The 21,705-nt window shown below is 26.3% G+C and carries 20 protein-coding genes; 11 read left to right on the top strand and 9 right to left on the bottom strand.

Features of this window, described 5'->3' with window-relative positions:
• Window positions 1-32: 32 nt before the first annotated feature.
• From galE to EW14_RS06780, 3 genes are read right to left on the bottom strand one after another with little or no spacing between them, the layout of a single operon-like run.
• Complete coding sequence (gene galE / locus EW14_RS06770; protein WP_225866627.1) at window positions 33-1,109, bottom strand: UDP-glucose 4-epimerase GalE; 1,077 nt, start codon at window positions 1,107-1,109, stop codon at window positions 33-35.
• On the bottom strand, window positions 1,072-2,112 hold the full coding sequence (locus tag EW14_RS06775) for a GDP-mannose 4,6-dehydratase (protein WP_042850735.1): 1,041 nt from the start codon (window positions 2,110-2,112) through the stop codon (window positions 1,072-1,074). Before EW14_RS06775 ends, galE begins: the two co-directional genes overlap by 38 nt.
• 17 nt (window positions 2,113-2,129) lie before the next feature.
• Entirely contained in the window at window positions 2,130-3,167 is a 1,038-nt protein-coding gene (locus tag EW14_RS06780; protein ID WP_042850736.1) for a glycosyltransferase, read from the bottom strand.
• A gap of 215 nt (window positions 3,168-3,382) precedes the next feature.
• Here EW14_RS06780 and EW14_RS09750 point away from each other — a divergent pair, with 215 nt between their 5' ends.
• The 5 genes from EW14_RS09750 to EW14_RS06805 all read left to right on the top strand — a co-directional run bounded on the left by EW14_RS09750 (window position 3,383) and on the right by EW14_RS06805 (window position 8,347).
• Window positions 3,383-4,075 (top strand): cytidylyltransferase domain-containing protein, encoded by a 693-nt coding sequence (locus EW14_RS09750; protein ID WP_197049563.1) that lies wholly within the window; start codon window positions 3,383-3,385, stop codon window positions 4,073-4,075.
• A 117-nt stretch (window positions 4,076-4,192) separates the two neighbouring features.
• Entirely contained in the window at window positions 4,193-5,302 is a 1,110-nt protein-coding gene (locus tag EW14_RS06790; RefSeq protein WP_156095675.1) for a hypothetical protein, read from the top strand.
• Window positions 5,303-5,306: 4 nt separating this feature from the next.
• Window positions 5,307-6,485 carry a hypothetical protein gene (locus EW14_RS06795; RefSeq protein WP_156095676.1) on the top strand — a complete coding sequence of 393 codons (1,179 nt, stop codon included), beginning with the start codon at window positions 5,307-5,309 and terminating at the stop codon, window positions 6,483-6,485.
• Window positions 6,486-6,558: 73 nt separating this feature from the next.
• Window positions 6,559-7,536, top strand: coding sequence for an NAD-dependent epimerase/dehydratase family protein (locus EW14_RS06800; protein ID WP_042850739.1), 978 nt, complete (start codon window positions 6,559-6,561; stop codon window positions 7,534-7,536).
• Window positions 7,537-7,546: 10 nt separating this feature from the next.
• Window positions 7,547-8,347, top strand: coding sequence for a glycosyltransferase (locus EW14_RS06805; protein WP_042850741.1), 801 nt, complete (start codon window positions 7,547-7,549; stop codon window positions 8,345-8,347).
• Here EW14_RS06805 and EW14_RS06810 read toward each other — a convergent pair.
• The 5 genes from EW14_RS06810 to rfbA all read right to left on the bottom strand — a co-directional run bounded on the left by EW14_RS06810 (window position 8,339) and on the right by rfbA (window position 13,283).
• The gene (locus EW14_RS06810) at window positions 8,339-9,601 is read right to left on the bottom strand and encodes an HAD-IIIA family hydrolase (RefSeq protein ID WP_042850742.1); all 1,263 of its coding nucleotides are present in this window, start codon (window positions 9,599-9,601) and stop codon (window positions 8,339-8,341) included. The two genes, EW14_RS06805 and EW14_RS06810, sit on opposite strands and share 9 nt — an antisense overlap.
• Window positions 9,589-10,578, bottom strand: coding sequence for a hypothetical protein (locus tag EW14_RS06815; RefSeq protein ID WP_042850744.1), 990 nt, complete (start codon window positions 10,576-10,578; stop codon window positions 9,589-9,591). Before EW14_RS06815 ends, EW14_RS06810 begins: the two co-directional genes overlap by 13 nt.
• Complete coding sequence (locus EW14_RS06820) at window positions 10,575-11,195, bottom strand: SIS domain-containing protein (RefSeq protein WP_042850745.1); 621 nt, start codon at window positions 11,193-11,195, stop codon at window positions 10,575-10,577. Before EW14_RS06820 ends, EW14_RS06815 begins: the two co-directional genes overlap by 4 nt.
• Before the next feature lie 38 nt (window positions 11,196-11,233).
• A complete protein-coding gene (gene rfbB, locus EW14_RS06825; RefSeq protein ID WP_052044742.1) occupies window positions 11,234-12,328 on the bottom strand; it encodes a dTDP-glucose 4,6-dehydratase in 1,095 nt (364 codons plus the stop codon).
• A gap of 61 nt (window positions 12,329-12,389) precedes the next feature.
• A complete protein-coding gene (gene rfbA / locus EW14_RS06830) occupies window positions 12,390-13,283 on the bottom strand; it encodes a glucose-1-phosphate thymidylyltransferase RfbA (protein ID WP_042850746.1) in 894 nt (297 codons plus the stop codon).
• 484 nt (window positions 13,284-13,767) lie between these two features.
• Here rfbA and EW14_RS10110 point away from each other — a divergent pair, with 484 nt between their 5' ends.
• Complete coding sequence (locus tag EW14_RS10110; RefSeq protein ID WP_156095677.1) at window positions 13,768-14,301, top strand: hypothetical protein; 534 nt, start codon at window positions 13,768-13,770, stop codon at window positions 14,299-14,301.
• Window positions 14,302-14,364: 63 nt separating this feature from the next.
• Window positions 14,365-15,516, top strand: a complete 1,152-nt coding sequence (locus EW14_RS06840; protein WP_197049564.1) for a DegT/DnrJ/EryC1/StrS aminotransferase family protein — start codon at window positions 14,365-14,367, stop codon at window positions 15,514-15,516.
• Between the two features lie 3 nt (window positions 15,517-15,519).
• On the opposite strand, the gene EW14_RS06845 is transcribed toward EW14_RS06840, so the two are convergent.
• Window positions 15,520-16,407, bottom strand: a complete 888-nt coding sequence (locus EW14_RS06845) for a hypothetical protein (RefSeq protein ID WP_042850748.1) — start codon at window positions 16,405-16,407, stop codon at window positions 15,520-15,522.
• A 117-nt stretch (window positions 16,408-16,524) separates the two neighbouring features.
• Between EW14_RS06845 and EW14_RS06850 the strand changes: the two genes are divergently transcribed.
• From EW14_RS06850 to EW14_RS06865, 4 genes are all read left to right on the top strand, one after another.
• Window positions 16,525-17,196, top strand: a complete 672-nt coding sequence (locus EW14_RS06850) for a hypothetical protein (RefSeq protein WP_042850749.1) — start codon at window positions 16,525-16,527, stop codon at window positions 17,194-17,196.
• A 139-nt stretch (window positions 17,197-17,335) separates the two neighbouring features.
• A complete protein-coding gene (locus EW14_RS06855; RefSeq protein ID WP_042850750.1) occupies window positions 17,336-19,120 on the top strand; it encodes an ABC transporter ATP-binding protein in 1,785 nt (594 codons plus the stop codon).
• Between the two features lie 96 nt (window positions 19,121-19,216).
• Entirely contained in the window at window positions 19,217-20,557 is a 1,341-nt protein-coding gene (locus tag EW14_RS06860; RefSeq protein WP_052044743.1) for a nucleotide sugar dehydrogenase, read from the top strand.
• Window positions 20,558-20,668: 111 nt separating this feature from the next.
• Window positions 20,669-21,682 carry an N-acetylneuraminate synthase family protein gene (locus EW14_RS06865; protein ID WP_042850751.1) on the top strand — a complete coding sequence of 338 codons (1,014 nt, stop codon included), beginning with the start codon at window positions 20,669-20,671 and terminating at the stop codon, window positions 21,680-21,682.
• Window positions 21,683-21,705: the final 23 nt, after the last annotated feature.

The raw sequence follows: 21,705 nt of genomic DNA on the forward strand, positions 1-21,705 counted from the left end.
ATTAATATTAGGACGAAAATTATATTAATAAATTAATAACCATTTGGATTTTTTATTTTCCAGTTCCATCCATCCACACACATTTGGTTCAAATCCCTATGAGCCGCCCACCCTAAAACTTTTTTTGCAAGTGTTGCATCTGCATAAATTTCAGCTGCGTCACCAGCCCTTCTACCCTTAAAAATATATTTAATTTTTAATGAATTTGCTTTTTCGAATGCATTTATTAACTCTATGACCGAAGTGCCTTTCCCTGTTCCAAGATTTAAAGTTAAATTTACATTTTGAGAAATATCTAAATGTTCGAGTGTTTTTCTATGCGCTATTGCAAGATCCATTACATGTATATAATCTCTTATACAAGTTCCATCCCTAGTATCCCAATCATTACCATAAACATGAAACTCATTTAATTCTCCATTAGCAACCTTACATAGAATAGGGAAAATATTATTTATAGTCCCTTTTGGAAACTCCCCTATCAAAGAAGATTCATGTGCACCTATTGGATTGAAATACCTCAAGCTGGCAATATTTATATTCTTATCTGATGCATAAGAAAGCTGATTAAGGATCTTTTCTATTGCTAATTTTGTTTCTCCATAGGGATTAACAGGATTCAATTCAGCATTTTCAGAAAAAGGGGGATCAAATCTTGAATCATAAACAGTTGCACTACTACTAAAAACAAATGAACGAACCTTGTAACTTTGAACTATTTTTAAAAGGTTAATAGTGCTAATTACATTATTTTCCCAGTAACTAATTGGATCTAATACTGATTCTGCAACAGCTTTTAAACCAGCAAAATGTATTACACCATCAAATTCTATTTTATTAAAATAAATACTTTGAAAGAAGTCATTCAATAAAGAATAATCACAAAGATTTAATTTAAAAAATTTAATTTTCTTAAACCCTTTTTGATAATTTCCTAATGTATTTATTCTCTCTATTGATTCTGAGTAACCATTTACTAATGAATCAATAGCGTAAACTTCGTATCCATTTTTTGCTAACTCATAACATGTATGAGATCCAATAAATCCAGCTCCTCCAGTGACTAAAACTTTAAGCATTTGATTTGTGATATAAAGAAATCCATTCACAGAATTCTTTTAAACCTTTTTCTATAGAAGTTGAACTTTCAAAATTTATCCATTCTTTTATATTTGTCATATCTGCATAAGTAGAAATAACATCGCCCTTTTGGATAGGTTTGTATTGAATACAAGCTTTTTTACCCAAATATTTTTCTAATAATCTTACGAAATCCATTAATTCAACTGGCCTACTATTACCAACATTAAATATCCTAAATGGAGCAAAGGATGATGATGGATTTGGACTTTTTTGGTCAAAATTCTTATCTACAAACGCTTTCTTAAAACAGCAATCTTTAATTGCATTGACTACATCATCAATATAAGTAAAATCTCTACTCATTTTCCCAAAATTATAAACATCGATTGGTTTACTTGAAAGTATTGCTTTAGCAAAAATCATAGGAGCCATATCTGGCCTACCATAAGGACCATAAACAGTAAAAAACCTTAAGCCAGTAGTTGGTATTTTGTAAAGATGACTATATGCATGTGCAAGTAGTTCATTAGATTTCTTGGTTGCAGCATATAAGCTAATTGGATGATTGACTGAATGATTCTCTGAGTAAGGCAAAAGTCTATTCCCACCATAAACTGAACTACTTGAAGCATAAATTAAATGCTCGCTATTTACTTTTCTAGAACACTCCAAAATGTTTGAGAAACCTACCAAATTACTTTGAATATATGATGATGGGTTTTCTATAGAGTAACGTACTCCTGCTTGTGCAGCTAAATGTACAACAATACTTGGATCGTACTTTTTAAAGATAAAATCTAGCTCTTTGTCTTTTTCAATAGAAATCTTATGAAAAGAAAAATTATTTTTATCTTTGGCTGCTTCTTTTACAAATTCTAATCTTTTTTCCTTCAGGGATATATCATAATAATCATTAAGATTATCAATTCCTACGACAAAATAATTCTCTTCAATAAGCTTTTTAGCAAGAAATGAACCTATAAAACCTGCTACTCCTGTTATCAGTATGGGTTTATTTCTTGAAATCATTTAAATGAAATTAATCATCAATTAAAACTAGCATAAAGTTCATAATATTCTTTAAACATTCTTTTTGGAGAAAAATAATTCCTAGCTTTTTTATATTCGTTTATATTGGGAGGATTGTTTTTAACGTAATCAAATATATTTGCTATTGAGTTTTGATTATAACTTTCAAGAATAATTACATTTTTACATAAACTTTGTAAGTGAATGTGAGAGGGTATTTTAGACAATATTGCGTACTTACCATTAACGATTAACTCAATTACACTATTTGGGAGTCCCTCTGAAGAAGAAAAAGAGATTATAGCATCATAATTATATAAATTTATCTCATTTACGTCTTTATGCCCTTTATAGTTAATTTTTCTTTTATCTTTACACAATTCTAAAATATCTTTAGATAATATCCCGTCACCATAAATATCTAATTCAAAATTATAATCTAAGGAATCTAAAACATTTATTAACAATAGGATGTTCTTTCTAGGAATAAGTTGTGACAAAGAAATTAATTTAAGAGTCTCTTTTGGAAATTTATTATTTTCTTTATTAATAGGATATATTTTATTAACGCAAGCGTTGTCAACAAAAAATAGTTTTTTGGATCTAAACCATAATTTCTTGTAAACTTCATAAACACTTCTAGAACAACAAATTATATTAAATTGATTAATAAATAATATATGTAAGAAAGAAAATAAATAACCCTTTAACCCAAAAATAAGGGGATAATCTTGCCAAGGGATATTCCTCAAAGTTGTTACGGGAACTACTTTTATAAAAAATATTTTGTGTAAAACTGACAATAATATATCTGGTAAGAAACCCGAGGAATGAATAATTAATTTTGATGGAAAATTTATTAATATTTTGAATAATTGATAGTAAGAAGTAATTATTTTAATATTAGATTTACTAATTATTTTATTTTGATTATTTTTCTTTCTTAAAAAGAAAATATAAATTTTGCTACTTTCTGGATGTGAAGATAATATTGACAAAAGTTGTGATGTTGGTCCACAACTTTTCAATGAAGTATGTAAGTATAAAAAATGCATATCTTAATTATTAGCTATCAAATATTATTAATTATATTAATTTAAAATCATAGAATAAAAAGTTTATTTTTAAAAATATAGGTTATAAATAAAATTTACTAATGGTACAGCTTTTTTAAAAAACTTTTAAATTATCACTTTTAAAACTAACTTATAAATTTAAATAAATTAAAAGATTGAATTATGTTATCCTAACTCTTGATGGTTTTAACAAATTGAAAAAATACATTTATTTTATTCCTGCTAGAGGAGGATCTAAAAGAATAAAAGACAAAAATATTAAACTATTAGATGATAAACCTCTTATATCTTATTCAATAGAGTTTGCTCTTAAAGTTGCTCACAAATCAGAAATATTTGTTTCATCAGATTCTCCAAAAATAAATTCTATTGCAAGTGATTATGGCATTAATATTCACGATAGATCTGAAGAATTTGCAAAAGACTCAACTTCAATGTTAGATACAGTTATAGATTTTATTGAAAGTCAAAAAATAGATAAAGAAGCTAATTTAGTAATTCTACAACCAACTACACCTTTTAGAGAAAAATCATTTTTTTTAGAGCTTAAAGATTTATTTGAAAAGAACATTTCATCAAGCTCTGCATTATCAGTTGTTAAATGTAATTTCTTCCATCCCTCGAAAATAGGAAAGATTAATAATCTAAGATATTTAGATTTATTGGATATTGAAAAGCAAGATAATGTTGATAATGAGAAAAAAGAAGCATATTATGTTATTTCAGGAAGTTTTTATATAATTTCAATAAAGGATCTATTAAATAATCTTTCATTCATAGGAAATAACCCATTAGCTTTAGCTGAGAATGCTTCAATTCACTGTAATATTAATGAGGAAGTTGATTTTGAAATAGCAAAATTTATATTAAAAAATAAAGCTTTTTAGAAAATTTGCATTTATAAAAAAATTGATAATAAAATTTAAATAGTTAAGTATCAATAAAAGTTGAAAATAAAATTTAAATATTTAATAAAAGAGTTTAAATACTTTGCCATATTTTTTTTGTTCGCAAATTTAATACTTTTTGTCTTAATCTCTAAAATTATTCCTTCTTCATTTATTACGCATTCAATTTGGAGGAACAATAAATTAAAAACAAAAGATCTTATTGACCAGCCAACTAAAGATTTATTTAAAAAAAATAAGTTTGATAATTTAGCATCTATTAAAAAAAAATCAGACCTTAATCGAAAAAGAAAAGAACTTATTAATTTTTTATTAAAAGGCAAAAAAGAAATAACTTTAATAAGAAATAAAAATGACTCAAGATACAAAGATCTTAAAAATCTTAATCGAATAGATCAATTTATATTTACTAATGACAATAATATTAATTCTTTAGGTTATCATTTTTTACCATATAAAAATAGAATCAACAAGTTAATAATTTATCATCAGGGTCATGCTGGGGATTTTATTAAAAGTAAAAATCAAATACAATTTTTTTTAAATAAAGGTTATGAAGTGTTAGGAATGAGCATGCCTTTATTGGGGATGAATTCTAAGCCAAGAGTTTATGTTGAAAACATTGGTTATATTACTCTCGATTCACATTGGAAAATTGAATATTTGCCTGAAAAAGGTTCAAAAAGTAATCTTAGGTATTTTGTTGAGCCAGTTAATGCATTTTTAAATCATCTCACATCAACAAATGAATATAAAAGTATATCTATGACTGGGATTTCAGGAGGTGGTTGGACTACAATTTTGTCAGCAGCTATTGATGAAAGAATTGATTATAGTTTTCCAGTTGCAGCTTCCTTACCTATTTTTTTAAGAACATATGATTTCTTAGATTATGAAAATCATAATCCTAAATTTTACAAAAAATTTAATTATTTTGACTTATATATTCTTGGTTCTATTGGAAATTTAAAAAAAAGGTCTAATACTCAAATTTTTAATAAGTATGATAGCTGTTGTTTTGGAGGTGAAAGATATCTTCTTTACCAAAATGATTTGATGAAGAGAATAGAAGAGATTAGCGATAAAGGTGAATTCTTTATTTATCTAGATAGTTCGCATAAAGGGCATAAATTATCTAATCAATCATTAGAGTATATTAATGAAAAAATAAATAAACTTGATAATAAACAATATTTATACAAATAAATTGATGAAAATTAAATTTAAAAAAGCTATTATTAGATTCTTTATATATTTATTTTTAAGTTATTTATGGTTTTATTTTTCTTATTTATTTATTAGATATCGACCATCACCTTATTATGATAATTTAAAAGAACTTTATTACAAAATCAAAAAAAAGCCAACTTTTGATTTAACCATAAATGAAAAAAGATCTTTTAATGCAACAAAAATAATTACAATTAAAAACGTTTATGATCTTGAAGTTAAAAGAGAAAAACTCAAAAATTTTATTTATGGAGAAAAGAAACTTATAGATCTTAAGAATTTAAAAATTGAAAAAAATATAAAAGATAAAGTCTTTAATGGTTTAAATAATTTAGATAGGATCGATAAATTAATTTATGAAATGGAATCAGGCATAAACTCAATTTCATATCACTTTAAACCACTAAATAAGAAAAATAAATTAATAATAATTCATGAAGGTAATAGAGGTAACTATTATTCTAAAAAAGAACTTGGGAATTTCAGTAATAGTAAAAAGGAAATAAATTATTTTCTTAAAAAAGGGTTTGATGTTTTTGCACTTTCTTTACCATTGCAAGGAATAAATAATAGACCCGAAGTATATGTAAAAAATATTGGAATTATAAAGTTAGACAAAACTTTTAAATTAAAATTTCTAGATCAAACTTATAAAAGCCATTTTATTAGATACTTTTTAGAGCCTATTGAAGCGCTTACTGATTATGCAAAAAATTATTTTGATTTTGAAAATATTTCAATGGTAGGAATTTCTTCGGGAGGATGGGTGACTATGTTATCTTCAGCTACAAACGAAAATATTCAATTTAGTTTTTCTGTAGCAGGATCCTTACCATTAAGTTTGCAGAATAGTGATATTGGAAATTCAAAGGTTTTTTTTGAACAGATTGATCCATCATTTTATAAAGAATTTAATTATTTAGATTTATATTTATTAAGTTCTACCACCACTAAAAATAAATACTTTACTCAAATATTTAACAAGCATGATAGTGTTAGATTTAATGGAGAAAGATACAAACTTTATGAGAAAGATGTAAAAAAAATAGTTAAATATTTTGGATATGGTAACTTTGAAATATATATCGATGAAAATAATTATGAACATAAAATATCAAGAAGAACATTAGATTACATTTTTAAAAAAATAAATTTATAAGGCAAGAATTAATTAATATTAGGACTTTTTGTATACCAAATATTGATAAAATAGATTATATAACTTTTAAAAAATGAAACATATAATTACTGGAGGTTTAGGTTTCATAGGGATAAATCTGGCAAAAGCACTAATAAAAATGAACGAAGAAGTAGTAATTTTGGATAATTTTTCGAATAGCATAAATACTAAAGTTAAAAGTACATATTTATCAAATAAAATACAAATTATAGAAAGTAATTTAGATATAAAAACAGAAGCTCTAAATGCCTTTGAGAAAGCTATTGGTTCAAATAAAGTTATAAATAATGTATGGCATCTAGCTGCAAACTCAAATATACCTTCTGGAGTAAAGAATATCGAAGTAGATTTTAAAGACACTTTTTTAACTACTTTCAATAGTTTAGAAGCTTGCAAAATATTTAAAATAAAAAACTTTTATTTTGCCTCTAGTTCAGCCATTTTCGGTGATCACAAATCAAAAATTATTAGTGAGAATGAAGGTCCTTTAATGCCATTATCAAATTATGGTGCCATGAAATTAGCATCAGAGGCGTTATGCTTTGCAGCTTATGAAAATTTTTTAAACAACTTAAGAGTTTTTAGATTCCCAAATGTTGTTGGCTGCCCTGCAACACATGGAGTAATTAAGGATTTCTTGAAAAAACTTGATAAGGACGAAAATTGTCTTAATGTGTTAGGGAATGGATACCAAGAAAAATCATACTTACATGTATCAGATCTTATTAAAGCAATGATCTATTTATCAGATACAAATCTTAGAATTAATGACAACCCTATTTTTAATTTGGGGCCAAATAATGACTCAGTTAAAGTAAGTTGGATAGCAGAAAAAGTTGTGAAATACTACAAGCCAAACGCTAAAATAAAATATGGTTCTGAGAACAAAGGATGGCTTGGAGATGTCCCCAAATTTTTCTACGATACTACTAAAGCTAATGATTACGGGTGGAAAGCAAGTCTCTCTTCAGAAAAAGCAGTTTTGAAAGCTATTAAAGAAATAATTTCAGATCATAAAAAATTTATATAAGTTCAAAGATATGGAAAAAATCGATGCAATTATTTTAAGCTCAACCTTTAAAGAAGAATTAATTTACCTTGAAGAATTTTTAGATCACTGTTGCGAAATGTCTACAATTATAAATAAAAAATATGTAGTGAAACCATTAATAGTTTTTGAAAAATCAGAATCTGAAAAAGCAAAATACCTAATAGAAATTTTCAATACAAAGTGTGGATTAAAACCTTTAATCTTAATTAATGATGAAGGGAGAGGTTTTTCTTCATGCCTCAACTATGGGATAAAAAATTCAGTTTCTAAGTATATCATTAGGCTAGATACTGATGATCGTTTATTAGCTAGACGTTTAGTAGATCAACTTAACTTAATGGAATCAAAAAATCTAGACATAAGTTCAGGATATATGATGAATCAAAATAATAAAGTCTTAAAGTATCCCAAAAATAATATTTCTCTAATTATCAGTACAATGCTTGGAACAAATCCAATAGCGCATCCATCTATTTGCATAAATAGGAAAGTTCTATATTTGGAATATTCTGAGAATTTGACAAGAGCCGAGGATTTTGAATTATGGCTAAGACTTTTTTTATCAAGAGATTTAAATTGGGAATGCATTGGCGAGCCAATAACAAAATACAATGACTCTAATTCATTTAAAAAAGATAAAGAGAATGCACTTTTTCAAATAAAAATAAGAATTAAATATAGCTTAAAATATTTTTTTATTATAGTAATTTTAATTATTGGAATTTTTCCTAATATCCTCAGGATTATTTTTAAAAAAAATATATTATTAGCAATTAGAAGATTAATCTAAAGATGTAATATTCAAAAATTTCATATTAAGGGATTTTGAGGCTTCTTCATCCCTCCAAGAATCACCAATCATAATAGAATTTTTAAAATCTATATTTCTCTTAAAAGCTGCTTCAAGAAACATACCTGGCATTGGCTTCCTACAAAAGCAAAGCATTTTAAATGCCTTTATTTCATCAGTAAATCCAGCATGTGGATGATGCGGACAAAAATAAAATCCAGAGATTTTTAGTGACTCTTTCAAACAAAGATTTATTATTTGACCATTTAAATTTATTACATCCTGACAACTAATATCTCCTCTAGATACTTGGGGTTGATTAGAAATAATTAAAACAAAATTATAATCTCTTGCTATTAAAGCTATTTTCTTAATTCTTCGACTAAGTAATTTAATATCTTTAGAAGTGTTTATATATTTATTATTAAGACATCTCAAAATAGTATTATCTCTATCAATAAAAAGCACTTTTTGTTTTTTCTTGTATGAGAATTTTTCAACAACATTATTAGAAATATCTTTTTGAACTTCCGAAAATCTTTTTGGTGTTCCCATATCCTTTAAATATTCTGAAGTATTATATGAAAAAACTCGAGATCCCTTTAGGTGATTTTTTATTGCAATATCTTTGAAAAAACTAATTAATTTATTTTTATCATCGAATAAACTATTTTTAATATTATTCTTATTTACAATTGCAATCCCTGCATTTCCTAAATAGAAACTATCATCATTTGATTTTTCTGTTTTAAATTTAAAATCAAAAATAGATCCATTTGGGGATTCAATTATACAATCTGAATCATATGAATGATTTGTAAGATGGGTCACAATAGTAATTTCTGAATCATTATTTCTATGAAATTCACATAGCCTACCTATATCTATATCAAAAATTATGTCGCCATTTAAGAAGATAAATTGTTCATGCAACTTATCAAGAATATCAATTAAACTTCCTGCCTCTCCTCGAGGATTTTCTTCTTTGAATATAAGTATAGATGAACTATATTTTTCTTCTAAAAAAATTTTAAAATTCTCAAATAATTCTGATTTATAACAAGTCAAAAAGATAAAGTTATCTATTCCATCTCTAGATAAAACAGAAATACTTCTTTCAAGAGTACTTTTGCCTTCAATTGGAATTAGTGGTTTTGGAATGCCATTACTAATAGTTGATAATCTTGAGCCCCTTCCTCCTAATGTTATTACCGCTTGATTAATGAAATTTTTTTTATCCTTTAAATATCCCATATATCACATCCTTTTTTACTTAAATTTACTTTTGATAATGAAAGATTCTTACTTCGCAGTTGACTCTCTTTTTGTGCAAGGTTGACGCCATCATATTTAACGAGGAAATATCCTCCTCCTCCCGCTCCAAGCAATTTTAAAGTTTTGAAGCCTAAATTATTAATTTCTTGCTCTATAGAAATTAATTCAGGATTTAGAACTCTATCCAATCTTTTTTTTCTATTCCAAGATTCTATGATTAATTCTTCTAACAAATCTACTAATTGTGTTTCTTCAAGAGTTTCAGAAATTTCAAAAAACTTTTTACAAATTTTTTGGATTTCAAGTATCTCAGAAAAAGAATCCTTAGATTCTTTAATTTTTTGAAGAGTAACAGAAGCTGATCTAGAGATGAATGTATTAATTAAATATAAATTTTCGGTAAAAGTTTTTACTACAGATTCAACTTTTTTTGAGGTTATAATGTTTACTTCTCCTTTAGGTTTAAAACTCAACATATTTATTCCTCCAAGAGCACACAAGTATTGATCTTGTCTTCCAATAGGTAATCCCAAATCTTCAATTTCTATTTCGCAAGCAATTTTTGCTATTTGAGTATTATTTAATTCTTTGCCATTTAATTTTGAACCAGCCTTTAATAAGGCAACCGTAAAAGAAGAAGAGCTTGCTAAGCCAGTACCGATAATAATTTCTCCAAAGGATGCAAGCTCAACGGGTTTAGTAAAATTAAGTTTTTTAAAAACAGATCTTATAATTGGATGTGAAATTGATTCTAAATCTGAGTATTCTTCTCTAGAACTATAGTTTAGTAATCCTTTTTTTATTTTTGGGTTTCTGAAACTTAAGATAACCCTTGAGTAACTTTCAATTGCAAAACCTAAACTTAGTCCAAGCCCATTATCTTTAACGAACCAATCCAAGTCAGAACCTCCACCTAATAAAGAAATTCTATAAGGGCACTTTGCAATATAAATCATGCTATTAAATCATCGCAATTTCTTTTTTGTTCTTTAGGCATGCTAATTTCTTCATTACTTAATTTATTAATTAATATTTGTTTTATATAGTGAAATAAAATCAATTGAGAATCCTCAGCCATTTCCATATCTTCAACATTAATATGAATGGATAAGTCAACTATATTTTTCAAAGCACCTCCAGAATATCCAGTAATTGAGACGGTGTTGATTCCATAATTCATGGCTTTCCTCGCAGCTTTAACTAAATTCATTGAGTTTCCGCTACCTGATAGAAAAATTATTAAATCATTCTTTTGAATTCTAGTATTTATAAGCAGCTCATAAACTGATGAATAGTCTATATCGTTTGAGACAGCAGTTATGTAACAACCATTATCTGATAAGCAATTCATCCGTAAATTCTTATTTAAAATAGCAAATGTCTTAGAAAAGTCACCTACAATATGATGAGCATTTGCAGCACTTCCTCCATTACCAAGAAGATGGACTTCCCCATCACCATTAATTTTCATTAGGAATTTCTCAATTAATATGTCAATATTTTTCTGATCAATTGAATAAATTGCCCTTAAAAGATTGTCACCATAGTTTCTCAAAGGGCTATTATTATTCATAATTTAGCTTTTCTTGAATATTTATAATATAGAGTTTTCTAAAGTCCTTGTCTAACCCCTTTGTAATGAGATCTCTCCATTGTATTTTTAACCCAATCTTGGTTACTCAAATACCATTTAACAGTATTCAATAAACCTTGATCCAGATTAAATCTTGGTTCCCAATTAAGTTCTTTTTTAGCAAGAGATGTATCTAGAGCATATCGCTTATCATGTCCTGGTCTATCTTCAACAAAGATAATTAGTTCTCTGTATGAAATGTAAGAAGGTTTGATTTCATCTAACATATCGCACAATTTATAAACCAATTGTAAATTATCTAATTCTGAATTACCACCAATACAATAAGAAAATCCTAATTTTCCTTTAAAAATTATCATCAAGATTGAATCCACATGATCTTCGACAAATAACCAGTCTCTTATATTCTTTCCCTCCCCATATATTGGAATACTCTCTTTATTTAAAGCTTTTATTATTGTAGAGGGAATTAATTTCTCTGGGAATTGGTATGGACCATAGTTATTACTACAATTTGAAATAGTTACTGGGAGGCCAAATGTCTTAAACCAAGACATAACTATATGATCTGAAGATGCTTTACTTGCAGAATAAGGACTATTAGGAGCATATTTTGATTTCTCAGAAAATTTACCTGTACTATTTAAACTTCCGTAAACCTCATCAGTGCTTACATGATGGAAATGAAATCGCCCTTTTCTTTTTTCAGGTAAGTTTTCCCAATATTTAAAACTAGATTCTAATAAATTAAAAGTCCCTATTATATTCTTCTCTATAAATAATCTGGGATTATCAATTGACCTGTCCACATGACTCTCAGCCGCTAAATGAATTATTATTTCCGGTTTAGAAATCTCAATTGCTTCCTCTACCAATTTATTATTGTATAAATCAACATTCAAATGAAAGTAATTAGGATATTTCTTATCAAGCAACTTTATTGACTCATAATTACTGCCAAAACCAACATAATCCAGATTATAAATAGTGTAATTTGTATTTTTTAATAGCTTAATGATTAAATTAGTACCTATAAAGCCAGCTCCGCCAGTGATCAATATGTTCTTATTAATTGATTCTGAATCAATTAATTCATCAAATAAAGAATCCATTGAAAAGAATAATTTGACTAAAGTTTTTATTTAAATTTAATATTATAAAAAATTTAAATTTTTATTCTTTTAGTAACTCTATCAGATATTCGCCATAACTACTTTTTTTTAATTTATTTCCTAGATGTAATAATTGTTTATCATCTATCCATCCAAATCTCCATGAAATTTCTTCAGGAGATCCTACTTTTAATCCCTGTCTATTTTCTATTGTTTTAATGAAAATATTAGCCTCTTGTAATGAATCAAAGGTTCCTGTATCAAACCAAGCAATTCCTCTTCCAAGTATTTGAACGTTTAAATTATTTTCTTTTAAATACAAATTATTTATATCTGTAATTTCGAACTCGCCTCTTGAAGAAAGTTTTAAAGTTTTAGCGTAATCAACGACTTTATTGGTATAAAAATATAATCCCGTAACTGCATAATGACTTTCGGGGTTAGAAGGTTTTTCTTGAATACTTAAGACATGTTTATTTTCATTGAAGTTTATAACTCCGTACCTTTCAGGATCTTTTACTTGATAACCAAAAATAGTAGCATTTGATAAATTTTTATTAACCATAATAAGTTGATTTATTAAATCACTTCCATACAAAAGATTATCTCCAAGTATCAAGGCACAGGGATTTCCATTTAAAAATTCTTCAGCAATCAAAAATGCTTGAGCAATTCCTTCTGGTTTTTTTTGAACTGCATATTCAAATTTTATTCCCCATTGCTTACCATCATTTAATAATTTTTTAAAAGATTCTAAATCGTACTCAGAACATATAATTAAAATTTCTCTAATCCCAGCCATCATCAAAGTACTTATCGGGTAGTAAATCATTGGCTTATCATAAATAGGAATTAGTTGTTTACTTACCGATATAGTCAAAGGAGCTAATCTCGAACCAGTACCTCCTGCGAGAATTATCCCTTTTCTATTTATATGATCTTTTTTATCTTTCATAAAATTAATATTTCCTGTAAATTATACTTTTTAAAAGTTAATCTTCTGAAGTAAAGTATTAAGATAAAAAACATTTAAAAATTCAAAACAAGTCATCATATTATCTTTTTATGGCAAATTGATTATGCGTTTATTTAGATTATTTTTTAATAGTAAAAATAATTTATTATGTTATTTATATAATAAAATTCCTCTATATATTTCTTCCAGACTTTATAAAATTTTCGGTAAAATTGATCGCTTTTTTGTTAATAGAAATAAAATTAATTATCCAATAAAAAACAAAAAAAATCTAAATATAGCTGTAATTGGGGTATTTCTTCAATATAAAAAAAATTATTTCAAACATTTATATAAAAGACTTTCAGAAACCAAATACCATAATGTTGACAGCTATTGGGTTCAATTGGGGAAATGCAAAACTCGAAATAAAGCTTTTTGTTGCTACATTAGCCCCACACCAAAGTTTAAAATTATAAGCGAAATGATTGAATATATAAAACAAGACAAAAAATATGATTATTTTGTAATTACTGACGATGATTTCATCGTAAATAAAAATATTTTGGACGTAATGATCGACATAATGGTAACTAATAATATTTGCCTAGCGCAGCCATCAAGAAGTTTACTAGGCGAAGCAGGTCATCCTATTACAAGACAAATTCCAAATTTAAAATTTAGATTCACCAATTTTGTTGAAATTGGGCCATTATTTATTATTAGGAACGATTTATTAACAAAAATTCCATTATACCTAGAAGATTCACCACAAGGATTTGGATATGATTTGATATGGTTTGAAATGATAAAAAAATATAAAACTAAATTTGCAATAATTGATTGCTGCATAGCTTCTCATGGCATGAGAAAGGTTGGAGAGACTTATAATCATGCGTCTTATCAAAATATGAAGAAAAAGCTTTTAAAAAATTATCCAAGTATAAAATTTATGGAAAATTATGATTCGGAAGGTAGAACCATTAAGTCTTGGCCAGTTGATAAAAAATATCTCTAAACTATATAAATTATTAACGACTTATAAATATTAATCATAAAATATATCAAAAAGTTTATTTAAATGGAAATTAAATCAAGTTCTATGAATGAATATCCTTTAATGGAACTCGAACAGGGAATACCTCTTTTTTATCCATTTATTTCCCCTGATGCAAAAAACTCTATTAATTCTTCTTTAGAGACTAGGTGGATTGGGCAAGGACCTAAAGTTGATTATTTTGAGAAAGCATTTAAAGATAAACTAACTAATAATAAAGAATTAATAGCTACTGGCAGTGGAACTGATGCGCTACATTTGGCATATATTCTTTCTGATGTTGGTCCTGGAGATGAAGTAATAACTCCAGTTTTCACTTGCACAGCTACTAATTTGCCAATACTTTATCAAGGAGCTAAACCTGTTTTTGCAGATATCGATCCACTAACTCTTAATATTGATCCTAATGATGTTGAACATAGAATAACAAGTAAAACCAAAGCTATTGTCGCTGTTGATTATGGTGGCATTCCTGCAGATTACGAAAAACTATCCCTCATAGCAAAAAAATATAATTTGAAGCTTATATCTGATGCCGCCCAATCCATAGGACTTAAATATCAAAATAAATTTACTAGTGATATTGCTGATTTTGTTATTTTTTCCTTTCAGGCTATTAAAACCATTACTACGGCTGATGGAGGAATGTTAGTAATGAAAGACAATAAATTTCTTGAAAAAGCTAAGAGAATAAGATGGTTTGGCATTGATAGGGCTGAGAAGCAAAAAGGGACATGGGAGAATGATATATATGAATTAGGTTATAAATATCAAATGACTGATATAGGAGCTTCTTTAGGCTTGACAGGTTTGAAACATCTTTCAAGTTTGAAAGCTCAAAGAAAAAAACTTCTAAATATATATTCCAATGGAATTAAAAACAAAAAAATTAAAGTAATTGATTATCCAGCTAAAGATGGGACTGATGTTTGCCCATGGATATGCACGTTAATTGTTAATGATGACAGGATAACACTAATGAAAATGCTAAGAAATAATGGCGTAGAGAGCGCCCAAGTTCATTATAGAAATGATAGATATAGTGTATTTGGAAGTAAACAAAATGACTTACCGAAAATGGACTACATAGAAGACAAATATTTAGTAATACCATTGCACCATAAAGTAACCGAAAATGATGCTCTTAAGATATGCAAGTTAATTAATAGCTATTAAATGTTAATTAATTTTCCTATAAATTAACGTTTGATGATCAAAACATTTTTTTTCTAAAAAATCATGTTTATTTTTAGAAAATATTTTCCAATTTGCGACTAATTCATACCCCAAATTATTCATAAAATCATTAAAAATAGTCTTCGAATGCCACTTATTTGGGAAAGTTGTATTTTTCATATTATTTTGAAGAACGTAAAAATTATTACTAAAATTTGTGAATACACTATCAGAGAATACAAAATATTTACATCCTGATTTTGAGAAAGTGGACAAGTGTTCATTTAGATTATTTATATATTGAATGCATGAACCAAAAAAAACGATATCTATTGGAACATTTTTTATATTTTTCGAAAAGTTTTTATCACTAAAAAAATATATATTTTCAGGAATTAGCATTTTTTCATTACTTAAAATTCCTTTTATTTTTTTTATAAGGTTTTCTCTATCTATAATGAAAAAATTATTTTTTAACCTTTTTTCTTCAGTTAAGTGAATATATTGAGGATTAGTTGCTCCTCCATAATCAATAATATTTAACGCTTTTTCTGAATTTTTACAGAAAGACATACAAAGCAATAATAAAAATCCTCTCCTTTCATGACAACCTAGACTCTCATTACATATATAATCATCTAGAAATTCATAATTTGATAATTTTTTACAGGTAGTTTCTGCGATTTTAGAATCGTATTTATTATTTAGGTAGTAAGAATTTTGATTAGTTTTTCTAAAAGCATCATTAAGGGATTGGAACTTACCTGAATAAGTGAATTTTGGGGTAAGATAATCTCTATTTTTTATGAATAATATTAATTTAGTAATTATAGGAGGCATTAAATTCTTTATAGTTATTTTTAAGTAACGTAAAAGAGATTTTTCTTCCATTATTATGTCTGGTGAAATATAGGTACATCTATCCTAATTATGAATAAATTACCTTTTTTGAAATTAATAAGTATAATACAATATCTTCCAATTAAAATTTCAAGATAAACTTGAGTAATGTCTAAAGCAAGTAAATTAAGATTAGAATTACATGGTAAAAAGTTTAAGTATTCAACAAAAAAATATCCATTTAAAAAAATATTAGAGGAACTTTTTGGTGTACCACTCTACTCAATACATGAATGGTTAGGAGAATACAAGACATTTAATAAATATAATGATCAATCAACACTTGCTCACAAAGTTTTTTATGCAAACTTTAATAAACATTTTAAATTTATTTTTGATGATTTTATAGCTAATGAAGTTTCAGATCTTATTACCCTACCATTTCATTATCAACTAATTCCTACCTTTAGGTTAGGACTACCAGGTAATAAATTCGTTGGAGAATTCCATAAAGATTCAAATTATAATCACCAAGATTATGAAATAAATTTTAATTTGGGATTAGAGAACTACATAGGAGAGGCTTCTCTAAAAACACAACTAAATCCAAAAAGTGATAATTATATTTTTTTGGAATGTCCATATGGATATTTATTTTCTTTTAATCATATTGACTGCTTACATGGATCAGAAGTAAATAGTACAAATAAGACTATGGTATCATTCGATTTTAGGTTAGCATTAAAAGAAGAATATTCTGATTCAAAGGCAAAATCAATAACGAATAATACTAAATTCAATATTGGTTCTTATTTTTCTAAAAAATGCATTAACGACTAGTTCTCATTATCTTAGAAAATATATTTTTTATCTTTTTATAAACAAGTTATTTTTGCATGATCGCAAAATTTTTCATAATAAAGTTAAAAAATTTGTCTTTGATGGATTATTGTATAGAAAGTTTATATATTTTTTTTAATTGCAACTTCTTCCAGACTTAAAAAGATTATTGCCATTAAGAATTTGGTTCAAATTAAGTAATAAATTAAAAAAACAATTCCTTTTATTAGTATTACTCAATATAATCACAGCACTTACAGAGTTTTTATCATTAGCCTCATTAATACCTTTTCTATCAATAATAACCAATAATAAAAATGAAAAGTTTTTAATTTTTTCAGATTATTTTGACTTCAATTTGTTCCCAAATAGTACAAATAAATTTATTCTTACAGTTACTTGTTTTTTTATTTTCATAATTATAATTTCTCTTATTGTAAGAATATTAAATTTATATTTTAATAATAAAGTATCTTCGAGAATTGGTTCGGAGTTAGGAATTAAATGCTATGAAAATTATTTAAATAAATCTTTTTCCGAACATCAGGACTATAATAGCAGCGAAATAGTAACAGTTATTGGATCATACATTGATTACGCAATAATAGTTTCCAACAATATTTTAAATTTTATTACTTCAATTTTTTTAATTTCAAGCATACTTATACTTCTTTTCTTGGTAAATAAATATATTACTTTTTTAATTTTATTTATAGTTGCTTCAACCTATATTGCAGTTGTTTTTGCTTCTAGAAAAAGAGTAAGAATAAATAGTAAATCTATAGCTGAACTTGCCAATAAACAGATAAAAACAGTTCAAGAAACTACATTCTCAATAAGAGAAATTATTTTAAGTAATTATCAATTAAATTATTTAAATATTGTAAAAAAACTAATTAGAGATCAAAAAGATATACTGGCGGAGAATAGATCTTTAAATAATTTTTCAAAATTTATAGTTGAAGCTACTGCATTAATTAGTCTATCAACGATAAGTTGTTATCTAGTAATTAATAGTTCATCCAATGATTCTGGAAATGCAATTGTTTTAATTGGAGTAATAGTTCTTGGACTTCAAAGATTACTACCTTCTACGCAATTATTTATGAACAGTTATATTTCAATCTTAGGTAATTACGAAACTTTAAACAAACTACTAAACCTTCTAGAAAAATCTACTCAAAAATTTAAATATGAAATTAAAAATAATTCATTAAAATCTTTTCAACAAATAAAATTCAATTCAGTTTTTTTTAAATATAGTAATTCGAGAAATAATGTTTTAAAAAATATAAATCTCACTATAAATTCAGGTGAAAGGATTGGAATAGTTGGGAAAACAGGCTCAGGTAAAAGTACATTTATAAATCTTCTCACTGGTTTAATTGTTCCAACAGAAGGTCGAATTATTTTAGATGGTAAAGATTTGAATAATTCAAAGAATACTTCTGAATTATATTCTTGGAGGAATAGCATATCATTAGTTCCACAAGAAATATTTCTAGCTGACTTTTCAATTGCTGAAAATATTGCTTTTGGATTAAATTTCTCATCAATCAACCAAAAATTATTAAAAGATTGTATTAAGTCATCTATGTTAGATGATGTCATTAGCTCGTCAGTAGATGGGGTAAAAAGATTAGTAGGGGAAAAAGGTATTAGATTAAGTGGCGGACAAAAGCAAAGAATTGGAATAGCAAGAGCTCTTTATAAAAAACCGCTAGTGCTAATTTTAGATGAAGCAACCAATGCATTAGATCCCTTTACTGAAGAAAAAATAATATCAGAAATTGAAAAACTTGATAAAAAAATAACTATGATAATCATTTCACATAAATATTCAACTCTGAAATATTGTGATCGTATAATAGAAATAACTAATAGCTCTATAAAGGAAATTGATAAAAAAATTTTAAATTTATAATCTAAAATTTAAAAAATAATTAACAAAATAATTATAAATAACATTAATAAAAATTCTTATGCTAGTGCTAATATAAAAGGTGCAAAAATCGCATTGATGAATTCGAAATTAATACCAAATTTATTTGATTGCAAGATCGCTATCATAGGTCAAGGTTATGTTGGTTGCCCTTTAACTGTAAATCTTGCAAAAGAACTAGATAATGTTAATAACTCTAGAAGCATTATTATTGGCTTTGATAAATCAAAGAAAAGACTAGAAGAATTGAGTAAAGGTATAGATACAACAAATGAGATTAATAATATAGACTTTAATAAATTAAAGAATTTAGAATTTTCTAATTCTCTTGATAAATTATTAGATTGTGACATTTATATTGTTGCAGTGCCTACACCAGTTGATAAATGCAATAAACCAGATTTAAATCTATTAGAAAATGCTACTAGATTGGTTGCTGAGCAAATATTAAAAAGTAAAGAGAGCAATTTTAAAAAAATTGTTATTTATGAAAGTACTGTTTATCCAGGAGCAACAGAAGAGGTTTGTTTACCAATTTTATTGGAAATTACAAATTTAAAATTTCATGAGGAAATTTCAATTGCTTATAGTCCTGAGAGAGTAAATCCTGGAGATAAAGAACATACATTAAAAGATATCAGCAAAATTGTCAGCGCTAGTGATCCAGAAAGTTTAGATTTGATTTATAATTTATATTCATTAATTATTGAGGCTGAGGTATATAAAGCAAATTCAATTAAAGTTGCAGAGGCTTCAAAAGTTGTTGAAAATGTTCAAAGAGATTTAAATATTGCACTCGTAAATGAGTTATCTATGATTTTTGAAAAACTTGACATAGATACATCTGAAGTTCTTGATGCAGCAAATTCAAAATGGAATTTTACAAAATATCAACCGGGGCTGGTGGGTGGTCATTGCATTGGCGTAGATCCCTATTACTTAACATATAAGGCAGAACTTTCTGGTTATCATCCTGAAGTAATTTTAGCTGGCAGAAGAATTAATGACTCAATGGGTGATTGGATTGCAAACACTACAATCAAAAAATATATAAAATCCAAACCCAAACTATTATCTGAAATCAATGTTTTAATAATGGGTTTCACTTATAAAGCAAATTGTCCTGATATAAGAAATTCTAAAGTATATGACATATATAAAACTTTGGAAGAATATGGATGTAATATTGATTTATATGAGCCAATAGCAAATCATTTGCTTATTAAGGAGTATTATAATATTAAGGTTACCAAAGAATATGATTTTAATTCGAAGTATGACATCATAATAGTTGCTGTTGCACATAATGAATTTAAATCAAAAGATATTTCGTACTGGATATCTAAAACAAGAAAACATTCAATAATTGTAGACGTTAAAAACATTCTTCCAATTAATGAAAAAATTTGGAAAATATAAAATTTTTATTTTTTACATATATTAAATTTATCTAATTTAATCTCACAAAAATAAATTTGAGATTCGCCTAATTTAAACATGTTAGGATTAAGAATAACTAACAAATAATTAATGAAAAATACATCATTATTTGTTGCAGAAATTGCTTTAAGTCATGAAGGTTCAGTAGGCAATGCTTGTGCTCTAATGGATTTAGCCAAAAATAATAATATTGATATTGTAAAATTTCAAGATCATTGGGCTAGATATGAATCTTCTAAAGATGAAGTATTTAGAGTTCCTATAGGTTTTGATAAAACAAGATATAATTATTGGGAAAGAACAGAATTTGATCAAACTGAGTGGTCACATATCTATGATTATGCAAAAAAAATTAACATTAAGATTGGATTTTCAGTTTTTTCACCACAAAGTTTTTTTAGACAAAAAAAGCTTGGTAATCATATTTGGAAGTTAGGTTCTGGAGAGTTGCTTAATAACGAATTAATTAATATTTTAATTAAAGAATTAAATAAGAAGGATGTCGTAATAATATCAACAGGTTTATGTGAATATTCTCATGCATTAAAGATAGCAGGAGAATTCTTAAGCGTAGTAAAAGAAGTCTTTATACTTGATTGTATTAGTGAATACCCATGCAATTATGCAGATTACTCTTTTAAAACATGGTTAGATCAAAGTTCTAAATTAAAAAAGATTAATTACGGTTTGTCAGATCATAGTGGAGAAATCTGGCCAACTGTTTTTTCATGGTCTTACGGATGCAAAATGAATGAGTTTCATATAACTTTTGATAAAAAAATGTTTGGACCTGACCAAAAATCATCTTTGGATCCATCAGATTTAAAAAATCTTAATTATGCAAGAGAAGCTTTTAATATTATTTCAAAAAACAAAAAAAAGAAAATTTCTTCAAAAAGAAAAAATATGATAAATTTTTTTGGCAGAAGTATTGGTTTAAAGAATTCTTTATCTAAGGGACATATTTTAAGAAGAGAAGATTTATTAATGAGAAAACCGAATGGCGGCTTTTCATTTGCAAATTTGGAAAATATAATTGGTAAAAAACTAAAAGTCGATGTAAATTTCAAAGAAATTTTAAAATCTGAACATTTTGAAAAATAATAATAATTTCGCACTATAAATTT

It is taken from the genome of Prochlorococcus sp. MIT 0604, from assembly GCF_000757845.1.
Taxonomy (GTDB): Bacteria; Cyanobacteriota; Cyanobacteriia; order PCC-6307; family Cyanobiaceae; genus Prochlorococcus_A.